This window comes from Sphingomonas sp. PAMC26645, from assembly GCF_004795835.1.
Classification (GTDB): Bacteria; Pseudomonadota; Alphaproteobacteria; order Sphingomonadales; family Sphingomonadaceae; genus Sphingomonas.
In genome coordinates, this window is the sequence record NZ_CP039249.1 from 1,101,375 (window position 1) to 1,121,193 (window position 19,819).

The following is a 19,819-nucleotide window of genomic DNA, read 5'->3' on the forward strand; positions in this document are numbered from 1 at the left end:
AGGATGCTTACGCCCCAGCCGCCTTCAGTGCCTTCTCCATCTGATCCCAGCTCACGACCTGATCGAGCTTCTTGTCGTTGATCAGGAACGTCGGCGTACCCGTGACCGTCCCGGCCTGCATCGCGTTTTCGGTCGGCTTGGCCATCACTTCGAGCTGCTTCTGATCCGCGAGGCACGCGCGCGCCTTCGCTTCCGGGATCCCGCGCTGCTTGACGAAATCGATCGCGCCCATCTGTTCGGCGAGCTTGGTCGCGACGACCGTCGGCGGCTGGTTGGCGAGCGCCTTTTGCTGGTCGGGGGTCATCGCCTGGAGCTTGTCGAGGAAGGCGATCTGGTTGCCGTACATCTGCTCGAGGATCGGGAAGAACGGCGCGACGCCGCCGCACTGGCCGAGCAAAGTCAGCGCCACGTCGGGTGCGCCGTGGACGAGGAAGTCGCGGAATTCGAAGCTGACCTTCCCGGTCGAGACGTACTTTTCGGTCAGCGGCTTGTACGCTTCGCGACCGAACGCGCCACAGGTCGGGCACGAGCGTGCGCCGTATTCGACGAGCTTGATCGGCGCGTTCGGGTTGCCCATCAGGTAACCCTCGGGGGTCTTCACGACCGTCTCGGTCCAGTTCTGGCCGGCGGGGGCTGCGGCGGCTGCTACCGGTGCGGCGGCGGGCTGGTCGACGTTGCCGGTCGAATCGTTCTTCGAGCAGGCGGCGAGCGCGAGCGGCAGGACGGCGAGCGTGGTCAGGAACTTCATCGGGTTACTCCAGTGGATCACGTGAATTAGCGGGCGCCGGCCTTGCGGAGCGCGGGTTCGAGCTGTTCCCAGCCGACATGCGGGACGAGTCTGCCGTTGAGGTAGAAGGTCGGCGTCGAGTCGATCTCCTTCGGCGCGTCGGCGGTCAGTTTGACGATGCGGTCGATCTCGGGCTGGTTGGCGAAGCACGCGTTTATCGCGGCGTCCGAGAGCCCGCGCGCCTTGACGAACGCGGTCAGGCCGGAGCCGTCGGCGTTGGCGCGGATCTGGGCCGCGGCGGGGTACATGGCGAGGCGCGCGGCGTTGCCCTGCTGGAATTCGATTCCGCGCTCGAGCCATTGCGGCTGCGCGGCGAAGATCGCGGACGAGGTGGCGGAGAAGCCTTTCGGGCCGGTGCAGCGGGCGAGGATTGCTGCCGACAGGTCGAGCCGGTCGCGGATGAAGTGGCGGACTTCGAGGCTGGTCGAGCCCGATGCGATCATCTGGCGCTTCAAGACGGGTTCGGACTTCACCGAGAAGTCGGCGCAGTGCGAGCAGGTGTAGCTCGCATATTCGACCAGCTTCACGCGCGCGGCGGGGTTGCCGATCAGGTACGCGCCCGACGGGAGGATACGCGCGGTTTGCGACCAGTCGCGCTTGGGCGCGGCACCGGTCAGCAGGAAGAGGGCGAAGACGGCAAGGAGGACGCGCATCAGTTGATCCTGGGAAGGCCGTGCGTCGAGGCGACGCCGGCGGCGAGGGATTCGAGGACGGCGCGCAGTTCCGGATCGGCGATGCCCTTCAGGCTCATACCGAGATCGACGGGGACTGGGCGCAACGAAGGGGGCGCCTTGCGTGGGACGGGTGCGGCGACCTCGCCCTGGCGGATCGCGACCTTCACGATGGCGGCGTACCCGAAGAAGCGGTTCACGCGCTCGATGATCTCGGGCGCGATGTGCTGCATCATCGGGGCGTGCGCGCCGCGGACGGTGAGCGTGAGGACGCCGTCCTGTTTCTTGCCGACCGGGAAGCGGATCGATTCGGGGATGCTCGCGCCCGCCAGTTTGGCGCCGACGATCTCTGGCCAGCGGCTGACGATCGACGACTGGACGAAGCCGAATCGCCGGAATGCTGCGCCGCCGATCGCAGGCAACAGCTCGGCGACCGCGCGCGAGCGGTTCTCACGCGGGGCGTCGGGGTCGGTCCTGCCTTTCACGCGCTTCGTCGCCGGCTTGGGCGTTGCAGGTTTAGGCGCAGAAACGGGCGGCTTGCTCATCTGCGAACCCATGCCATAGGCGATGCGTGAACGCCAAGCGCTCTTCGGTCTCCGGGGCCCTGCTCGACTGGTATGACGCGCATCGTCGCGACCTGCCGTGGCGTGCGAAGCCGGACGATGCGGTCGATCCGTACCGGGTGTGGCTGTCGGAAGTGATGTTGCAGCAGACTACGGTGGCCGCGGTGACGCCGCGGTTCCTGTCGTGGACGGCGCGGTGGCCGGATTTTGCGACTCTGGCGGCGGCGGACGATGCCGATGTGATGGCGGCTTGGGCGGGGCTTGGCTATTACGCTCGGGCGCGCAATCTGGTGAAGGCGGCGAAGGCTGTGGTCGCCGAGCATGGCGGGGAGTTTCCGCGGACCGAGGTGGAGCTGCGCGCTTTGCCGGGGCTCGGCGCATATACTGCGGCAGCGGTGGCGGCGATCGCGTTTGGCGAGCGTGCAGTGGTGGTCGATGCGAATGTCGAGCGGGTGGTTGCGCGGCTGTTCGCGATTCAGACGCCTTTGCCCGCGGCGCGTCCTGCGATTCGGGTGGCGGCGGATTCGATTACGCCGGATACTCGCGCGGGGGATTTCGCGCAGGCGATGATGGATCTGGGGTCGGGGATCTGCACGACGCGCGCGCCGAAGTGCCTGCTGTGTCCGATCCGCACGTTTTGCGAAGGCTTCAAGCAGGGCGCGCCCGAGCGGTTGCCGGTGAAGGCGAAGAAGGCGGCCAAGCCTCAGCGGTACGGAACGATCTTCTGGCTGGAGCGCGACGGGCAGGTGTTGCTGGTGCGGCGGCAGGACAAGGGTCTGCTGGGCGGGATGCGGGCGTTTCCGACCGGGCCTTGGGGTGAGGTTGCGCTCGGTTTCGAGGACGCGCCGGCGCAGGCGGATTGGCGGATGCTGGACGCGACCGTCGCACACGGATTTACGCATTTCGATCTGCAACTGACGCTTGCGGTGGCGACGGTCGAGGCGCATCAACCGCGCGTTCCAACGGCAAGCGAATGGTGGCCGGTCGACGAGCTGGATACTGCCGGGCTCCCGACCGTTTTCGCCAAGGCCGGTAAGGCCATTCGAAACTGGGCCATACGAAACTAGGCCATACGGAGAGCTGCATGAAACTGGTGCACTGGATTTCGACGGGGGGCCTTGCCGCATTGGCTGCCGCCACGGCCTATGCCCAGCAGGCGCAGCCGCGTCCGCAGGTCAGCCCGCAGGCTCGGCCGACGCCGCGGATGACGATCCCGGTCAATGCGCTGCTGCCTGCCACGTCCGCGCTGTTCGACAGCTATGTCGCGCAGAACAAGATGCCCGGGATCGTTGGCGCGTTCGGGGCTGGCGACGGGCCGACGCTGTTTCCGTCGGCGGGCAAGATCAGCGACGCCCCCAATGCTCCGGCGGCAGGCCCCGATTCGCTGTGGCGCGTCTATTCGATGTCCAAGCCGATCACCGGCATGTCGGCGATGATGCTGGTCGAGGACGGCAAGCTCAACCTCGACGATCCGGTCAGCAAATACATCCCCGCGTTCAAGGACATGAGGGTCGCGACCAGCCCCGACACGTCGCTCGCCACGCGGCCGGCGACGCGGCCGATCACGATCCGCAACCTGCTGACGCATACGGCTGGGCTCGGCTACACGATCGTCACCAAGGGGCCACTGCTCAAGGAATATGAGCGGCTCGGCATCCTGCCGCTGTCGGTCAGCGCGGCGATGGAAGAGAAGATGCGGCCCGTCCGGCCGAAATCGCTCGAGGAGTTCGCGAACCGCGTCGCGACGCTGCCGCTGATCGCCGAGCCGGGGACGAAGTGGAGCTATTCGATCGGGCTCGACGTGATGGGCCGCGTGATCGAGGTCGCTAGCGGTATGAGCTTCGAGCGGTTCGTGCAGACGCGGCTGTTCGATCCGCTCAAGATGAAGTCGAGCTTCTGGCAGGTGCCGCAGAGCGAGGTCGGGCGGCTGGCGACCAACTATGCGTTCGTCGGCGACACGCGGACGCCGCTCGATCCGGCGGCGACGTCGGTGTTCCTACAGAAGCCGAGCTTCCCGTATGGCGGTGCCGGCCTCGTGATGTCGGCGCGCGATTACGACCGGTTCCTGCATATGATCCAGGACGGCGGCACGCTCGACGGCGTCCGCGTGATGAAGCCCGAGACGATCGCGCTGGCGACATCGAACCTGCTGCCGGCGGGCGTCGTGTTCGGCGGAGTCGGTGGCGGCACCGGGGGAACGCAGGGGAGCAACATGGGCTTCGGCGCGGGCGGCTCCGTGGTCCTCGTGGATACGCCGAACGGGCCGGGCAAGGGCACCTATGCCTGGGGTGGTGCGGCGGGCACGATCGCATGGGTCGATCCGTCGAAGCATTCGCGCGGCAACGTGATGGTCAATTACTTCCCGGCGGACCGGATACCGCTCCGCCAGCAGGTGGTCGCGGCGCTGCTCCAGGATGCGGCGAGGTTGCGCCGATGAGCGTGATGGAGGCCCCTGGGTTCACGGGTGGGACGCTCGACCGGTCGGATGCGCTGCGCCACGATCCGGAAGGGCTGGCGGCGGCGCAGCGCGATTGGCGTGCGCGGTTGCTGGTGCTTGACGGGTTGCTGCCGGGCACGACCGACGACGGGCATCTTGCCTGGACGTCGATGGCGGATATGCCCGACGATGCCGAGCCGATCCTACTTGGGCTCGACGAGACCGGGCGGCCGCATTTCGCGGCGCTGCTGGCGGGCATGCGCGTCGACAACGCGCCGGCGATGCGGTCGCCTGCGCTGATGGCGGTGCTGGCCGCGCTCGCGCCGGGTGAGGCGGCGACGTACGCTGGTGCGCGGAGTGTGATCGACTGGCATGTGCGTCATAGCTTCTGCGCTAAGTGCGGATCGCCGACCGAAATGTTCCGCGCCGGGTGGGCGCGGAAATGTCCGAACTGCGGGACCGAGCATTTCCCGCGGGTCGATCCGGTGGTGATCATGATCGCGGAGCATGATGGGCGTGCGCTGCTCGGGCGGGGCAAGGGGTGGCCGCCGGGGCGGTATTCCGCCTTGGCCGGTTTCGTCGAGCCGGCCGAGTCGATCGAGGAAGCCGTCGCGCGCGAGATCCTCGAGGAATCGGGCGTGCGGGTCGGGAAGGTGCGCTATGTCGCGAGCCAGCCCTGGCCGTTTCCGTCTTCGCTGATGATGGCGTGTGTCGCCGAGGCCGAGGATGATGCAATCACGCTCGACGTGAACGAGCTCGAGGATGCGATGTGGGTGCCGCGCGAGATGGTGCGTGCGGTATTGCGCGGGGAGGACGGGCCGTTCGTGGCGCCGCCGCCTTATGCGATCGCGTACACGCTGCTGAAGGAATGGGCGGGGGAATAGGCGCTGCGTCAGCTTCGGATGGACGGCGCGGGGTATAGTCTCGTAACGGCGATGCATGACTCCGCTGACCTTTGATCGCCCGGACGAGCAGACTCGCGCTCGTCCCGATTGCCACCAGGCGATCAGCATCCTCGACCTGTTCACGATCGGGATCGGGCCGTCGAGTTCGCATACCGTCGGGCCAATGCGCGCGGCGTGGCTGTTCGCGGATCTGGTCGCGGACGAGAAGCCAGTGGCGGTACGCGTAGACCTGTTTGGTTCGCTGGCGTTGACCGGGCGGGGGCATGCGACCGACAGTGCGGTGATGCTGGGCCTGAGTGGCGCGCAGCCCGAGACGATCGATCCCGACCTGATCCCGGTGCGGCTCGCGGCGATCCGGTCGAGCGGGCGGCTGATGCTGGCCGAGCGGGTGGAGATCGGGTTCGAGGAGAGCCAGCACCTCCTGTTTCATGCGCAGACGTTCCTGCCGGGACATCCCAACGCGGTGACGTTCACCGCCTCGCTCGGCGACGGGCGCACTGTCGAGCGGACCTATTTCTCGATCGGTGGCGGCGCGATCGTCGAGGCTGGCTCGGGGCCGGTGAAGGCGAACATCCTGTTGCCGCGACCGTTCTCGTCGGGGGCGGAACTGCTTGCGACCGGCGATGCGACGGGTATGACGATCGCCGACATCGTCCGCGAGAACGAGATCGCGTGGCGGCCGGAGAGCGAGACCGATGCGTTCCTCGATGCGGTGCGTGGCGCCATGTTCGCGTCGATCGATCGCGGGTGTCGGCAGGGCGGTATCCTGCCTGGTGGGCTGAAGGTGCCGCGGCGGGCGAAGGCGCTATTCGAGGGGTTGCAGGCACGCGATACCGCGGCGGATCCTTCTGCGGTGTTCGAGTGGGTGAGCCTGTATGCGCTCGCGGTGAACGAGGAGAATGCCGCGGGTGGCCGCGTCGTCACCGCGCCGACCAATGGCGCGGCGGGCGTGCTGCCGGCGGTGCTGCGCTTCTACGAGACGTTCACCAAGGACCCGACGGCGAAGGGCGCACACGATTTCCTGCTGACCGCGGCGGCGATCGGGTTCCTCTACAAGAAGCGCGCCTCGATCTCCGCGGCGGAAATGGGCTGCCAGGGTGAAGTGGGCGTGGCGTGCTCGATGGCGGCGGGCGCGCTGGTCGCCGCGCTCGGCGGGACCAATGCGCAGATCGAGAATGCGGCGGAGATCGGCATGGAGCATAACCTCGGCCTCACCTGCGATCCGATCGGCGGGCTGGTCCAGATCCCGTGTATCGAGCGCAATACGATGGGTGCGATCAAGGCGATCAACGCCGCGTATCTGGCGCTGCGGGGGGACGGTCGCCATATCGTCAGCCTTGATGCGGTGATCGAGACGATGCGCCAGACCGGTGAGGACATGCGCTCGCAATATAAGGAGACGTCGCTTGGTGGCCTGGCCGTCAACGTCGTCGAATGCTGAAGGATTTCCCATGACTGCCCCGACGAACCCGCTTCTCGATACGCTGTCGCTGCCCCGTTTCGCCGAACTGTCGCCCGACCAGATCGCGCCTGCGCTCGACGAGGCGATCGCGCGGCACGAGGCGATGGTCGAAGCGCTGACGTCCGCGCGGCCGACCGATTTCGCGGGCGCGTGGCTGCCGTACGAGCGGGCGAATACCGAGATCGGCGCGATCTGGTCGGCGGTGTCGCATCTGCACGGCGTCGCGGACACGCCCGAACTGCGCGCGGCGTATTCGGAGGGGCAGAAGCGGCTCGTCGAGAACGACATGAAGGTCGGGCAGAACCGCGATTTGTACGAGGTGTTCGTGGCGCTGAGCGTGTCGCCCGAGTTTGCCGACTTGGCCGTCGAGGATCGGGTAGCGGTCGAGCAGGCGATCCGCGACTTCACGCTGTCGGGCGTGGCGCTGGAGCCCGAGGCGCGCGACCGGTTCAGCGAGATTTCGGTCGAGCTGTCGGGATTGTCGAACGAGTTCGGCAGCGCGGTGCTGGATGCGACCGACGCGTGGTCGGAGCTGGTGACGGACGAGGCCGATCTTGCCGGCATCTCGGATGCGGACAAGGCGATGTTCGCGGATGCCGCCAAGGCGAAGGGGCAGGAAGGCTGGCTGGTCACGCTGCAACAGCCGAGCGTCAACGCGGTGCTGACCTTCGCCGAGAACCGTGAGTTGCGCGCCCGCATGTACCGCGCGTTCGCGACGCGCGCGTCGGATCAGGGGCCGAACGCGGGCGAGTTCGATAACAGCGCCCGGATCGCGCGGATCCTCGAACTGCGGCATGAGGGTGCGAAGCTGCTCGGCTTCACCGATCCGGTCGCGTGGTCGCTGGAGACCAAGATGGCTCCGAACGGCGCCGAAGTGATCGCGTTCCTGCGCGATCTGGCGCGGCGCGCGAAGCCGGCGGCGGAGCGCGACCTTGCCGAGCTCAAGACGTTTGCGGCCGAGCAGCTCGGGATCGCCGATTTCGAGCCTTGGGATGCGGGCTTCGTGTCGAACCGGTTGCGGCAGGATCGCTATGCGGTCGATGCGCAGGTGGTAAAGGCGTATTTCCCGGTCGAGCGCGTGATGGAGGGCTGGCAGACGCTGATGCAGCGGCTATTCGGCATCAAGCTCGTCGAGCGCGACGACGTGTCGCTGTATCATGACGATGCGCGGTTCTTCGACGTGGTGGACGAGAGCGGGACGGTGTTTGCCGGGCTCTACCTCGACCTGCACGCGCGTACCGGCAAGCGTGGTGGCGCGTGGATGGCGCAGGCGCGGCCACGGCTGCACGACGGCAACACCGTGACGGTGCCGGTCGCGTATCTCGTCTGCAATTTTGCGCCGGATGGGGGCGAGACGCCGTCGCTGCTGAGCCACAACGACGTGACCACGCTGCTGCACGAGACCGGCCACTGCATCCACCTCCTCTTCACCAAGGTGAACCGGCCGAGCATCGCCGGCACCAACGGCTTCGAGTGGGACGCGATCGAGCTGCCGAGCCAGCTGATGGAAGATTTCGCCTGGGACAAGGACGTGCTGACCGGCATGTCCGGCCACTACAAGACCGGTGAGACGCTCCCCGCCGACCTGTTCGAGCGGATGGTGAAGGCGCGGCATTTCCAGGCGGGGATGTTCATCCTGCGCCAGGTCGAGTTCGCGCTGTTCGACTTGCTGCTGCATCTGGGCACGATGGGCAGCGATCCGATCGAGGTGATCGAGGCGGTGCGCGACGAGGTGGCGGTAATCCGCCCGCCAGCATGGCACCGCTTCCCGCACGCGTTCAGCCACATCTTCGCTGGCGGCTATGCGTCGGGCTATTACAGCTATCTCTACGCAGAGTTGCTGGCGGCCGATGGCTTCGAGGCGTTCGCCGAGGCCGGCCTGGTCGATCGCAAGACCGGCGACCGGTTCCGCGAGGAAGTGCTCACGCGAGGGGCAACGCGTCCGGCGGCGGACAGCTTCCGTGCATTCCGTGGGCGTGACCCAGAGCCGACCGCGATGCTGGTCCGTCACGGGCTGCAATGACGCCTGCAATGACGGGGAAACGCGTCGACCGGCGCTGGTTGTCGGAGGCGGTGCGGCGGATCGAGGCAGACTATAACCGGTCCGCCGACACGCACCTGATCCGCGTCGATTTGCCGCGCTACCCCGGTATCGTCCTCTACCTGAAGGACGAGAGTTCGCATCCGACCGGCAGCCTCAAGCACCGGCTCGCGCGCTCGCTGTTCCTGTACGCGCTGTGCAACGAATGGATCGGGCCGGAGACGACGGTGATCGAATCCTCGTCGGGATCGACCGCGGTGTCGGAGGCGTATTTCGCCAGGATGCTGGGGCTGCGGTTCATCGCAGTGATGCCCGCGACGACCGCCAAGCCCAAGCTCGACGCGATCCGCTTCCACGGCGGCGAGATCCACATGGTCGACGATCCGCGCACCGTCTACGCGGTCTCGCACCGCTTGGCGGCGGAGACCGGCGGGCATTATCTCGATCAGTTCACCTATGCCGAGCGCGCGACCGACTGGCGCGGCAACAATAACATCGCCGAAAGCATTTTCGCGCAGATGGCCGAGGAGGAGCATCCGTGTCCGTCCTGGATCGTCTGCGGCGCGGGCACCGGTGGCACGTCGGCGACGATCGGGCGCTTCATCCGCTATTGCCGGCACGACACCAGATTGTGCGTCGCGGACCCGGTGCACTCGGTGTTCCATCGCCATTTCGAGGACCGCTCGGTGGTCGCGTTGCCCGAAGGGTGCGCGTCGCGGATCGAGGGGATCGGGCGGCCGCGCGTCGAGCCGAGCTTCGTGCCGAGCGTCATCGACCGGATGATCGCGGTCGAGGATGCCGACAGCATCGGGGCGATGCGCGCGCTGTCCGACCGGCTCGGGCGGCGCGTCGGCGGCTCGACCGGGACCAACCTCTGGGCCTGCGCGCAGATCGTCGAGGAGATGGCCGCGGCGGGCGAGACGGGCAGCATCGTCACGCTGTTGTGCGATGGCGGCGACCGCTATGGCTGCACTTATTACAACGATGCATGGCTCGACGAGCGCCAGGTGGCGTGGACCGATGCCGCCGCACGGATGACCGCTTTTCTGGGCTGAGTAACCGATGACCGCATGGCAGTTCTGGATCGACCGCGGCGGCACGTTCACCGATGTGGTCGCGCGGCGACCGGACGGGCGGATCGTCACCGCCAAGCTGCTGTCGGAAGATCCCGAACGCTACGGTGATGCGGCGGTCGAGGCGATTCGGCGGCTGACCAACGGGGCGGATGTAACCCTAGAACTGCGGATCGGGACGACGGTCGCGACCAACGCGCTGCTCGAGCGCAAGGGCGAGCCGACGTGCCTCGCGATCACCCGCGGGTTCGGCGATGCGCTGCTGATCGGTCATCAAGAGCGGTCCGATATTTTCGCGCGCGACGTGAACCGGCCGCCGCCGCTGTTCGCGCATGTCGTGGAGATCGACGAGCGGGTCGGGGCCGAGGGCGACGTGCTCCGTCCGCTCGACGTCGATGCGGCGCGCGTGGGATTGCAGGCGGCATTCGATAGCGGCTTGCGCGCTGTCGCAATTGTTCTTGTGCACGGCTATCGCTTCACCGCGCACGAGGAAGCGCTGGCGGCAATCGCGGCCGAGATCGGCTTCACGCAAATCTCGGTCAGTCACCGTGTCGCGCCGTTGATCAAGCTGATCGGGCGTGGCGATACGACCGTCGTCGATGCGTATCTGTCGCCGGTCGTCGATCGCTATGTCGCAGGCTTGAGCGACGCGCTGGGGCAGGGCGCGCTGTTCATGCAGTCGTCGGGCGGACTGGTCGACGGCGCAGGCTTTCGCGGCAAGGACGCCATCCTGTCGGGGCCGGCGGGCGGCATCGTCGGCATGGCCGCGACCGCGCGCGAGGCCGGGTTCGAGCACGTCATTGGCTTCGACATGGGCGGCACCTCGACCGATGTCTCGCACTACGCCGGGACGTACGAGCGCGACACCGAGACGCTGATTGCAGGCGCCCGCATCCGGGCGCCGATGCTGCGGATCCACACGGTTGCGGCAGGCGGCGGCTCGATCTGCCGGTTCGATGGCGAGCGGCTGATCGTCGGCCCCGAGAGCGCGGGCGCGGTGCCGGGGCCGGCGTGTTATCGCCGCGGCGGGCCGCTGACGGTGACCGACTGCAACGTGATGCTCGGCAAAGTGCGCCCCGAATTCTTCCCGGCGCTGTTTGGGCCGGCAGGCGACCAGCCGCTCGATGCCGAGGCGGTAGCGGCGCGGTTCGCGGAATTGCCACTCGATCCGCACATCGCGGCCGAAGGGTTCGTCGCGGTCGCGGTGGCGAACATGGCGAATGCGATCCGGACGATTTCCGTCGCGCGCGGGCATGATGTGACGCGTTATACGCTCGCCTGCTTCGGTGGAGCCGGGGGGCAGCATGCGTGCCTCGTCGCCGATGCGTTGGCGATGGGCCGCGTGATGATCCACCCGCTGGCCGGGGTGCTGTCGGCGTACGGCATGGGGCTGGCCGATCGCCGGATCCTTCGCGAGGCTACGTCGGGTGCGTCGTTCGCGAATTACGCTGAGATCGTCAAAGCGTTGGACGGGCTAGCGGAGGCTGCGCGCGAAGCACTGGTAGCCCAGGGCGTCACGGCGGACGACGTCCGGATCGAACGCCGCGTGCATCTGCGCCGAGGCCAGACCGACCACACCATCGAACTCGATCTCGACGAACCGGCAGCGATGATCGCCGCGTTCGATGCCGCACATATCGCCCAGTTCGGGTTCGCCAGCGAAGCACCGCTGATCGCCGACCGTATCGTTGCCGAAGCCATCGCCGAGAGTCCGCCGATTGCCGCCGCGCTCGTCGCGCTCCCCGAAGAGCCAGCCGCGCCCCTGTCCGTCGCCCCCGTCTATATGGCCGGTGTATGGCACGACACGCCCGTCCTTGCCCGCGAAGGCCTGCCCACCGGACACGCCATCGACGGACCTGCGCTGATCCTCGACAGCGTCTCGACCACCATCGTCGAGCCGGGCTGGCGCGCGCGCGTCGACCCGATCGGCAACCTGATCCTCGACCGCATCGCGCCCCGTGTCGGCGCGAGTATCGGCACCGAATCCGATCCGGTGCGCCTCGCGATTTTCGCCGGGCTGTTCATGAGCATCGCCGAGGAGATGGGCGCCGCACTCCAGCGCTCCGCCGCATCGGTCAACATCCGCGAGCGCCTCGACTTTAGCTGCGCGCTGTTCGACGCGCACGGTAACCTCGTTGCCAACGCACCACACATCCCGGTCCATTTGGGGTCGATGGGCGAAAGCATCCGCACGATCATCGACGCACGCGGCGGCGGCGCAGACGGCCGCGGTATCCGCCGCGGCGACGCCTATGCGCTCAACGCGCCGTATCGTGGCGGCACGCATCTCCCCGACATCACCGTGATCATGCCGGTCTTCGCAGGCGACGACGATGCGCCCGCGTTCTTCGTCGCAGCCCGCGGTCATCATGCGGACGTCGGCGGCATCACCCCAGGATCAATGCCGCCCGAAAGCCGCTCGGTCGAGGAAGAGGGCGTGCTGCTCGACGACGTGCTGGTGGTCGACGAAGGACGTTTCCTCGAAGCCGACATGCGCGCGGTGTTCGCGTCCGGCCCCTATCCCGCGCGCAATATCGACCAGAACATAGCCGATCTCGCCGCGCAGTTGGCGGCCTGCACGCGCGGTGCGACCGGCCTCACGCGATTGGCCGACGAGTACGGCACCGACGTCGTCGCGGCCTACATGGAACACGTCCAGGCCAATGCCGACGCCGCCGTCCGGCGCCTGATAGCAACGCTCGATGACGGCGCGTTTGCCTACGAGATGGACGACGGCGCAGTCGTGCGCGTGGCGGTCCGCGTCGACCGGGAAGCTGCGACCATGGAGGTCGACTTCGCCGGCACCAGCGATCAGCGCCCGACCAACTTCAACGCCCCCGTCTCGATCGTCCGTGCCGCCGTCCTCTATGTCGTCCGTGCGCTGATCGACGAGGCCGTGCCGCTCAACGACGGCTGCCTGCGGGGCGTGACGATCCGCGTGCCCGAGGGCTCGATGCTCAACCCGCGCTATCCCGCCGCGGTCGTCGCCGGCAACGTCGAGACAAGCCAGGTCGTCACCGACGCGCTGTTCGGCGCGCTCGGTGCGATGGCGGCGAGCCAGGGGACGATGAACAACTTCACCTTCGGCAACGACACGCACCAATATTACGAGACTATTGCGGGAGGAGCAGGTGCTGGCCCCGGCTTCGACGGCGCGTCGGTGATCCAGACGCACATGACCAACAGCCGCCTCACCGACCCCGAAATCTTTGAGACGCGCTTCCCGGTGTTGCTGGAGGAATTCTCGATCCGCCGCGGCTCGGGCGGGGCAGGCGCGCACCACGGCGGCGACGGCGCGACGCGACGAGTCCGGTTCCTCAAGGACATGACTGCCTGCATCCTCGCCAACCGCCGTCGCGTAGCCCCGTTCGGGATGGCGGGCGGCAAAGACGGTGGGCTGGGTTCTGCCACCGTCGAGCGAGCTGACGGCCACGTCGAGCACCTTGGCTCCACCGCCAAGGTCGATATGCGGCCGGGCGACGTGTTCGTGATCGAAACACCCGGTGGCGGTGGTTTCGGACCCATTTGATCCGTCGCCCGATACGACGACTGGTTGCAGCGACGGGACGGACGCGTCACACACGGTCCGCACAAGATCACCGTGAAAGTGAAGCCATGACCGCATTTCGTTCCCGCGCCCTGTTCGTCCGTTTGCTCGCGGGATCGGTGCTGGCGATCGCTGCGCCCGCCGTGGCGCAGACGACCAACAACGCACCCGGTGCGGCGGCGGCGCGGACCGAGGCTCCCAAGGCGCGGCCGTGGATGAACACTGCGCTGGGGGCCGATGCGCGCGTCGACCTGTTGCTCAAGGAGATGACGCTCGACGAGAAGCTGCAGCTCACCTTTGGTTACTTTGCGACCAATGCAGACTGGCTGAAAACGCCGATCAAGAACTGGGTCTATCCGAAGGACGGGCTGGCCGCGTCCGCCGGGATCGTGCCGGGTATCCCGCGGCTCGGCATCCCCAGCCAGTGGCAGACCGATGCTGGCGTCGGTGTCGCCAGCCAGCGCGGGCCGACGCCGCGCCTGCGCACCTCGCTGCCCTCGGGGATCGCTACCGCGGCGACCTGGAACCCCGAACTCGCGCAGGCCGGTGGCGCGATGATCGGCAACGAGGCGTTCCTGTCGGGCTTCAACGTGCAGCTTGCGGGCGGGATGAACCTGACGCGCGAGCCGCGCAACGGCCGCAATTTCGAATATGGCGGTGAGGATCCGTTGCTGGCGGGCGTCATTACCGGGCACGAGATCAAGGGGATCCAGTCGCAGCACGTCGTCTCGACGATGAAGCATTACGCGTTCAACGGGCAGGAGACGAACCGCAACAACATCGATCACAAGATCGGCGAACAGGCTGCGCGCCAGTCCGACCTGCTCGCGTTCGAGATCGCCAACGAAGTCGGCCAGCCCGGCTCGGTGATGTGCTCGTACAACCGCGTGAACAGCCATTATGCGTGCGAGAACGACTGGCTGCTCAACACGGTGCTGAAGCGCGACTGGGGCTTCAAGGGCTATGTCATGTCCGACTGGGGCGCGACGCATTCGACCAGCGAGGCGGCCAATGCCGGGCTCGACCAGCAATCGGGCTGGGCGTTCGATCGCTCGGCTTATTTTGCGGATGCGCTGCGCGAGGCGGTCAACAATGGACACGTGACCGAGGCGCGCGCGAGCGACATGGCGCGGCGCGTCCTGTGGGGGATGGTCTCGGTCGGCGCGTTCGACACCGTCGTGAACGGCGACCAGGCGACGAAGATCGACTACGCCGCCCATGCCGCGGTGACGCGCGCGGATGCGGAGGAGGGCATCGTCCTGCTCAAGAACACCGCGGGGCTGTTGCCGATCGCCAAGACGGCCAAGTCGATCCTGTTGATCGGCGCGCACGCGGATGTCGGCGTGCTGTCGGGTGGTGGGTCTTCGCAGGTCTATTCGCATAATGCCCCGACCAATGGCCTGATCGTGGCAGACGAGTTCCCGAGCGGGTTCCCGGGGCCGAAGACGTATCACGCGTCGTCGCCGATGAAGGCGTTGCAGGCGCGGACCGGCGCGACGGTGACGTATCTCGACGGCAAGGACGTCAAGGCGGCTGCCGCGGCGGCGCGGAAAGCGGACGTCGTCGTGGTGTTCGGTGAGCAGTGGACCGGCGAGTCGTTCGACGTGCCTGACCTGAACCTGCCGGCTGGCCAGAACGCGCTGATCGATGCGGTTGCGCGCGCGAACACCAAGACGGTGGTGGTGCTCGAAACCGGCGGGCCGGTGGTGATGCCCTGGCTGGGCAAGGTCGGGGCGGTGCTGGAGGCGTGGTATCCGGGTACGGCTGGCGGCGAGGCGATCGCGCGCGTGCTGACCGGCGAGGTCAACCCGTCGGGGCATCTGCCCGCGACCTTCCCGGCGTCGCTCGCGCAGATCCCGCGCCCGAAGCTCGAAGGTGATCCCAAGCTCGACCGCGATTCGCATCCGATGGGCAATTACGACATCGAGGGTGCGGCAGTCGGTTATAAGTGGTTCGACAAGACCGGCGCGAAGCCGCTGTTTCCGTTCGGCTACGGGCTTTCCTATACGAATTTCGCGATGGGTGGTTTGACCGCCGCGCCGCAGGGCAAGGGGATCAAGGCCGGGTTCTCGGTGAACAATATTGGTGCGGTGCAGGGCAAGGCGGTTGCGCAGGTCTATGTGTCGGGTGCTGGCTGGGAGGCGCCGAAGCGGCTCGGGGCTTTCCGCAAGGTCGATCTCGCGCCGGGTTCCGAGCAGGTTGTTTCGGTGACGATCGATCCGCGATTGTTGGCGACGTTCGATGTCGCGAGCGGTGGGTGGAAGATCGCTGGTGGGGATTACAAGGTGATGTTGGCGACGTCGGCGGCGGATGTCGTGAAGACGGTGACGGTGCGGGTTGCGGCGCAGACGCTGGATCGTGGGGGGACGTGAGGGCTCGTCGTTTCCTCCTGAGCAGGCGGCGAGTAGCTTCATAGGAGCGTATCGAGACGGCGTATCGAAGGACGGGGTGTCGCGCGGAACCTGTACCTCGATACGAGCCCTCGATACGCCCAAGGGGGCTACTCGGTCTCTACTCGGCACGAACGGTGTGGGGCAGGGTGCATGACTCGACGCAGATCGGGTGAGGCGACGCTGCCGGAAAGCGGCATAGGTTGAAGGGTCCGTCGCCGGGCGAAGACCCCCCTTACGTCGTACCGTATTCGTCCCCTCTCTCGTTGGGAGAGGGAAGGGTCGAAGCGATCCCGATCGATCCACCTGATCCTCCCCCGCCAGGGGGAGGTGGCTGGCGCTTGCCAGACGGAGGGGGAGGTAAGGAATCACCGGGGTTGCGTGTCCTCCCCCTCCGTCACCTTCAGCGATACCTCCCCCTGGAGGGGGAGGATCAACCGACAGATGTCAAGCCCGCCCTCGGAGCGCCGCGATCCGCTCGTCGACGCGGCGTTCCAGGATCGTGAGCGGCATTGCGCCTTCCTTCAGGATGTCGTGGAACTGCTTCAGGTCGAACTTGTCGCCCAGCGCCGCCTTTGCCTTCATCCGTGCGCGCGTCCAGGCCATGTGGCCGACCTTGTAGCTGCAGGCCTGGCCTGCCTGCGTGCAGTAGCGTTCCACTTCCCGTTGCGTGCGGGGCCGGGCGAAGCCGGTCGTCGCGACCATGTAGTCGGTCGCCTTCTCGCGGCTCCAGCGTTTCGCGTGAATGCCGGTATCGACCACCAGACGCGTTGCGCGGAACAGGAACGACTGGAGATAGCCGGCGCGTTCCAGCGGCGACGCATAGGCACCGAGTTCGTCGGCGAGTTGCTCCGCATACAGCGCCCAGCCTTCCGAATAGGCCGAGAAGAAGCCGATCTTCCGAAGCGTCGGGATGTCCTTCGATTCCTGCGCGAGGCTGATCTGGAGGTGATGCCCCGGTACGCCCTCGTGATAGGTCAGCGATGGGAGCGTGTATTTCGGCCAGTCGCCGACGTCCTTCAAATTGACGAAGTAGATCGCCGGACGGCTGCCATCGAGCGAGGCGCGGTTGTAATAGCCGTTCGATGCGCCGTCCTGGATCTCGACCGGGACAGCGCGGATCTCGAGCGGCTGCGTCGGCACTTCGGAGAAGGCCTGGGGCAGCTTGGCGTACATCGCCTTGATGCCGTCGTTCAGGCCGGCGATCAGTTCGATGCGGCCCTCCGCGGTGTTCGCGTAGAGCTGGTCCGGCGTGACGTTCAGTTTCGCGAGCCGCTCACCGACCGTGCCGGTCGTGAAGCCCTGCGACTTCAGGATGGTGTCGAGCTGCGCGGTGATCTCCGCCACCTGCGCTAGGCCGATGCGGTGGACCTCGTCGGGGCTCATCGTCGTGGTGGTCGCCTGGTTGAGCGCCATCGCGTAGATCGCGTCGCCGTTGGGCACGCGCCAGATGCCGTCGCCGGGCTTGGTAATCGGTTTCAGCCGCTCGATCAGCGCGATCTGGCGATCGAGCGCGGGATACACTTTCGCGTCGACGATCTTGGCGGCGCGCGCCTGCCAGTCGCCGGTCAGGCCCTTCGCCGCCGCGCGCTTTACCAGCGACTGGACGATGCTCGACGTCGCCGCCGGCTGGCCGCGCAGTTTTCGCATCTGGCCCAGCGTCAGGTCGAGCGACCAGCCGGGTGCGAGCAAGCCGCGTGCCGCCTCTGCCTGCTGCATCGCGCTCTCCTGATCGAGCACCGTGCCGAACTGGTCGAGCCGCGACAGATACGCCTCGGCATCCGGGGTGGCGTTGATCGTGTGCGCGGTGTTGAGGAAGTCGGGCACCTGGAAATAGGCGCCGCCCTGCTGGAAGATCCGGTAGGGACGGATCGGGCTGTCCATGCCGAATTTCTCGGGCGCGGCGATCTGCGTATTGAGCGAATAGCGCACGACTTCGAGGTTGAGCTTGGCGGCAGGTGACAGGCCTGTGCCGTCGTAGCGAGCGAGACTGGCAAGCGCGGCCTTGGTCTCGGCGACGTCGCGCGCGCGCTTGTCGGGTGTGCGTGGCGACAATTGCCCCTTCAGCGATGCTAGCGGTCCCTTGTCGAGGCCAAGCGACGTCGCGAGTTCGGGCGAGCGCGCGACGCTCGCCTGGAAGATTCGCTCGAAATCGGCGTTGAGCGCGGTGTCGCCGCTCGACTGCGCGAAGGCCGACGACGGCAGCAGCGTTGTGGCGAGCGCGGCGACGCCCCCCGATGCGAGGAACTGGCGACGATCCATGACGAATTCTCCCGTGAACTTTCGCGCATCTAAGCCGATCTCCGCCCGGATCGCCAGCGCTTCGGAAACTGGAATTTCGACGCGTCTGCGGCCGGAACATGCGCATATGGCAAAACCGCGGGAAACTGCCGGAACAAGCGCGGATATCGTCGGTTTGACCCGAGAGCCCGGCGGTGTCCTTACCCCCCGAAGGATGCCGTCGGGTGTATGCGTAGGTGAGGTAGACGTGCGAGACGAGACATCCAGGCGTGAAGCCGGCAGGCGTGAAGCCGGCGCACGATTGCATGATGTCGGCGAAAGATTGCGCTCGTCCTGGCAGACTCCCACGGACACGATGATCACCGAGGACATCCCGACGCTGCTGACGCGCCTGTCGCAGGTGCCGAAGACCCGCAAGAAACCGTAATATGATCGGCCCGGCGTGCAGCCGGACCGATCCTGTATCCTGACCTCAGTTGGTCGGCGCGGCGTTCTTCGCAGCGGTTTTCATCGCCTCGATGAGCTTCTTCACTTCCTGGCTGCGGCCGCGTGGCATGATCAGCACGTCATTGCCGCTCGCGACCACGATCAGGTCCTCGACGCCGACCAGCGAGACGCGGACGCCGTCGCTGCGGACGAAGCAGTTCTTCGTGTCGATCGCGAGCACATCGCCGTCGCCGTGGCTGCGGTGCGCGTTGCCGTCGCCGTCCGTGTCACTGATCGCGTGGAGCGCGTCCCAGCTGCCGACGTCGTTCCAGCCCATCGCGACCGGCACGACCGCGACCCGGTCGGCCTTTTCCATCACTGCGTAATCGATCGAGTCGTCGGGCGAGGCGGCGAAGGCGGCTGCGTCGGGATAGATGCGCGTGCCCTGCGTGCGTGCCTTGTCCATCGCCTCCTGCGTGGCGGTGAGGATGCCCGGATCGAACTGTGCGAGCGCCTCGAGGTAGGCGTCGGCGAGGAACAGGAAGATCCCACCGTTCCAGGCGTGATCGCCACTGGCGAGCATTGACTGCGCCTTGTCGAGCGGGGGCTTCTCGACGAACCGCGCGACGCGGTTGACGCCGGGCTGAAGCTCGTCGCCGATCTGGATCCAGCCATAGCCGGTTTCGGGCGCATCGGGTGCGATCCCGAACGTGACGAGCCACCCTTGCGTGACGAGCGGCATCGCCGCCTCGATCGCTGCGTGGAAGGCCGCGACATCGCCGATGACGTGATCCGACGGCATCACCAGCAGCGCGTCGCCGCCGCCACCGGCGGCAATCGCGGCGAGCGCGATGGCGGGCGCGGTGTTGCGGCCGATCGGCTCGAGGATCAACGCCTGTGGGGTCGCGCCGGCATTGGCCAACTGCTGCTCGACGAGGTCCGCGTGACGCGCATTGGCGACGACGATCGGTGCGGCGAAGCGCTCGCCGAACGCGCGGCCCGCGGTCAGCTGCAGCATCGTTTCGTCCGCGGTCAGCGCCAGCATCTGCTTGGGCATCTCAGGGCGCGACATCGGCCAAAGGCGCGTGCCCGAACCGCCTGAAAGAATAACGGGAACGATCTTACGTGCGGTCATGAAGCCTCCTGCTGGCGCCGAGCTATAACGTGGCAATTTCGCACGCCAATCGCCGAATGATCGGATTGCTATGCTGTCTTCAGGCTTTTTTGGTGTTTTACTGCGAAACGTGGCGTTCAGGTGTCGGAAGCGTTTACACTG

General features: G+C 67.0%; 14 protein-coding genes. 9 read left to right on the top strand and 5 right to left on the bottom strand.

The annotated features are described in order from the left end of the window. Positions 1 to 7: 7 nt before the first annotated feature. Genes E5673_RS05285 through E5673_RS05295 form a run of 3 tightly spaced genes read right to left on the bottom strand, consistent with a single transcriptional unit; the run spans position 8 to position 2,003 of the window. A complete protein-coding gene (locus tag E5673_RS05285; RefSeq protein ID WP_056051660.1) occupies positions 8 to 748 on the bottom strand; it encodes a thioredoxin domain-containing protein in 741 nt (246 codons plus the stop codon). 26 nt (positions 749 to 774) lie between these two features. Further along, on the bottom strand, positions 775 to 1,440 hold the full coding sequence (locus E5673_RS05290; RefSeq protein WP_136189216.1) for a thioredoxin domain-containing protein: 666 nt from the start codon (positions 1,438 to 1,440) through the stop codon (positions 775 to 777). Then, a complete protein-coding gene (locus tag E5673_RS05295; RefSeq protein WP_247599589.1) occupies positions 1,440 to 2,003 on the bottom strand; it encodes a DciA family protein in 564 nt (187 codons plus the stop codon). The genes E5673_RS05290 and E5673_RS05295 overlap by 1 nt, the downstream gene beginning before the upstream one ends. Before the next feature lie 26 nt (positions 2,004 to 2,029). Between E5673_RS05295 and mutY the strand changes: the two genes are divergently transcribed. The 8 genes from mutY to E5673_RS05335 all read left to right on the top strand — a co-directional run bounded on the left by mutY (position 2,030) and on the right by E5673_RS05335 (position 15,858). Next, positions 2,030 to 3,088 carry an A/G-specific adenine glycosylase gene (mutY, locus tag E5673_RS05300; RefSeq protein WP_247599590.1) on the top strand — a complete coding sequence of 353 codons (1,059 nt, stop codon included), beginning with the start codon at positions 2,030 to 2,032 and terminating at the stop codon, positions 3,086 to 3,088. Between the two features lie 17 nt (positions 3,089 to 3,105). Further along, positions 3,106 to 4,458, top strand: a complete 1,353-nt coding sequence (locus E5673_RS05305) for a serine hydrolase domain-containing protein (RefSeq protein WP_136189218.1) — start codon at positions 3,106 to 3,108, stop codon at positions 4,456 to 4,458. A gap of 5 nt (positions 4,459 to 4,463) precedes the next feature. Then, the gene (gene nudC / locus E5673_RS05310) at positions 4,464 to 5,342 is read left to right on the top strand and encodes an NAD(+) diphosphatase (protein WP_136191359.1); all 879 of its coding nucleotides are present in this window, start codon (positions 4,464 to 4,466) and stop codon (positions 5,340 to 5,342) included. 55 nt (positions 5,343 to 5,397) lie between these two features. Next, positions 5,398 to 6,804: an L-serine ammonia-lyase gene (locus E5673_RS05315; protein ID WP_136189219.1), complete on the top strand. Its 1,407-nt coding sequence runs from the start codon at positions 5,398 to 5,400 to the stop codon at positions 6,802 to 6,804. Positions 6,805 to 6,814: 10 nt separating this feature from the next. Further along, complete coding sequence (locus tag E5673_RS05320; RefSeq protein WP_136189220.1) at positions 6,815 to 8,848, top strand: M3 family metallopeptidase; 2,034 nt, start codon at positions 6,815 to 6,817, stop codon at positions 8,846 to 8,848. 8 nt (positions 8,849 to 8,856) lie between these two features. Continuing rightward, on the top strand, positions 8,857 to 9,921 hold the full coding sequence (locus E5673_RS05325; protein WP_136189221.1) for a PLP-dependent cysteine synthase family protein: 1,065 nt from the start codon (positions 8,857 to 8,859) through the stop codon (positions 9,919 to 9,921). Between the two features lie 7 nt (positions 9,922 to 9,928). Continuing rightward, positions 9,929 to 13,468, top strand: a complete 3,540-nt coding sequence (locus E5673_RS05330; protein ID WP_136189222.1) for a hydantoinase B/oxoprolinase family protein — start codon at positions 9,929 to 9,931, stop codon at positions 13,466 to 13,468. A gap of 86 nt (positions 13,469 to 13,554) precedes the next feature. Then, on the top strand, positions 13,555 to 15,858 hold the full coding sequence (locus E5673_RS05335) for a glycoside hydrolase family 3 C-terminal domain-containing protein (protein ID WP_136189223.1): 2,304 nt from the start codon (positions 13,555 to 13,557) through the stop codon (positions 15,856 to 15,858). A gap of 465 nt (positions 15,859 to 16,323) precedes the next feature. Here the strand turns inward: E5673_RS05335 and E5673_RS05340 are convergent, their stop codons facing one another. Continuing rightward, a complete protein-coding gene (locus E5673_RS05340; RefSeq protein WP_136189224.1) occupies positions 16,324 to 18,138 on the bottom strand; it encodes a DUF885 family protein in 1,815 nt (604 codons plus the stop codon). 226 nt (positions 18,139 to 18,364) lie between these two features. Here E5673_RS05340 and E5673_RS05345 point away from each other — a divergent pair, with 226 nt between their 5' ends. After that, on the top strand, positions 18,365 to 18,544 hold the full coding sequence (locus E5673_RS05345; protein WP_132833366.1) for a hypothetical protein: 180 nt from the start codon (positions 18,365 to 18,367) through the stop codon (positions 18,542 to 18,544). 45 nt (positions 18,545 to 18,589) lie between these two features. Here E5673_RS05345 and E5673_RS05350 read toward each other — a convergent pair whose 3' ends face one another. After that, entirely contained in the window at positions 18,590 to 19,678 is a 1,089-nt protein-coding gene (locus E5673_RS05350) for a mannose-1-phosphate guanylyltransferase/mannose-6-phosphate isomerase (RefSeq protein WP_136189225.1), read from the bottom strand. Positions 19,679 to 19,819 lie beyond the last annotated feature (141 nt).

Bases quoted from the DNA above. Each gene is read 5' to 3' on its own strand.
- E5673_RS05285 (WP_056051660.1), bottom strand. From the start codon at position 748: ATGAAGTTCCTGACCACGCTCGCCGTCCTGCCGCTCGCGCTCGCCGCC.
- E5673_RS05290 (WP_136189216.1), bottom strand. From the start codon at position 1,440: ATGCGCGTCCTCCTTGCCGTCTTCGCCCTCTTCCTGCTGACCGGTGCC.
- E5673_RS05295 (WP_247599589.1), bottom strand. From the start codon at position 2,003: ATGAGCAAGCCGCCCGTTTCTGCGCCTAAACCTGCAACGCCCAAGCCG.
- E5673_RS05305 (WP_136189218.1), top strand. From the start codon at position 3,106: ATGAAACTGGTGCACTGGATTTCGACGGGGGGCCTTGCCGCATTGGCT.
- nudC (WP_136191359.1), top strand. From the start codon at position 4,464: ATGGAGGCCCCTGGGTTCACGGGTGGGACGCTCGACCGGTCGGATGCG.
- E5673_RS05315 (WP_136189219.1), top strand. From the start codon at position 5,398: ATGACTCCGCTGACCTTTGATCGCCCGGACGAGCAGACTCGCGCTCGT.
- E5673_RS05320 (WP_136189220.1), top strand. From the start codon at position 6,815: ATGACTGCCCCGACGAACCCGCTTCTCGATACGCTGTCGCTGCCCCGT.
- E5673_RS05325 (WP_136189221.1), top strand. From the start codon at position 8,857: ATGACGGGGAAACGCGTCGACCGGCGCTGGTTGTCGGAGGCGGTGCGG.
- E5673_RS05330 (WP_136189222.1), top strand. From the start codon at position 9,929: ATGACCGCATGGCAGTTCTGGATCGACCGCGGCGGCACGTTCACCGAT.
- E5673_RS05335 (WP_136189223.1), top strand. From the start codon at position 13,555: ATGACCGCATTTCGTTCCCGCGCCCTGTTCGTCCGTTTGCTCGCGGGA.
- E5673_RS05340 (WP_136189224.1), bottom strand. From the start codon at position 18,138: ATGGATCGTCGCCAGTTCCTCGCATCGGGGGGCGTCGCCGCGCTCGCC.
- E5673_RS05350 (WP_136189225.1), bottom strand. From the start codon at position 19,678: ATGACCGCACGTAAGATCGTTCCCGTTATTCTTTCAGGCGGTTCGGGC.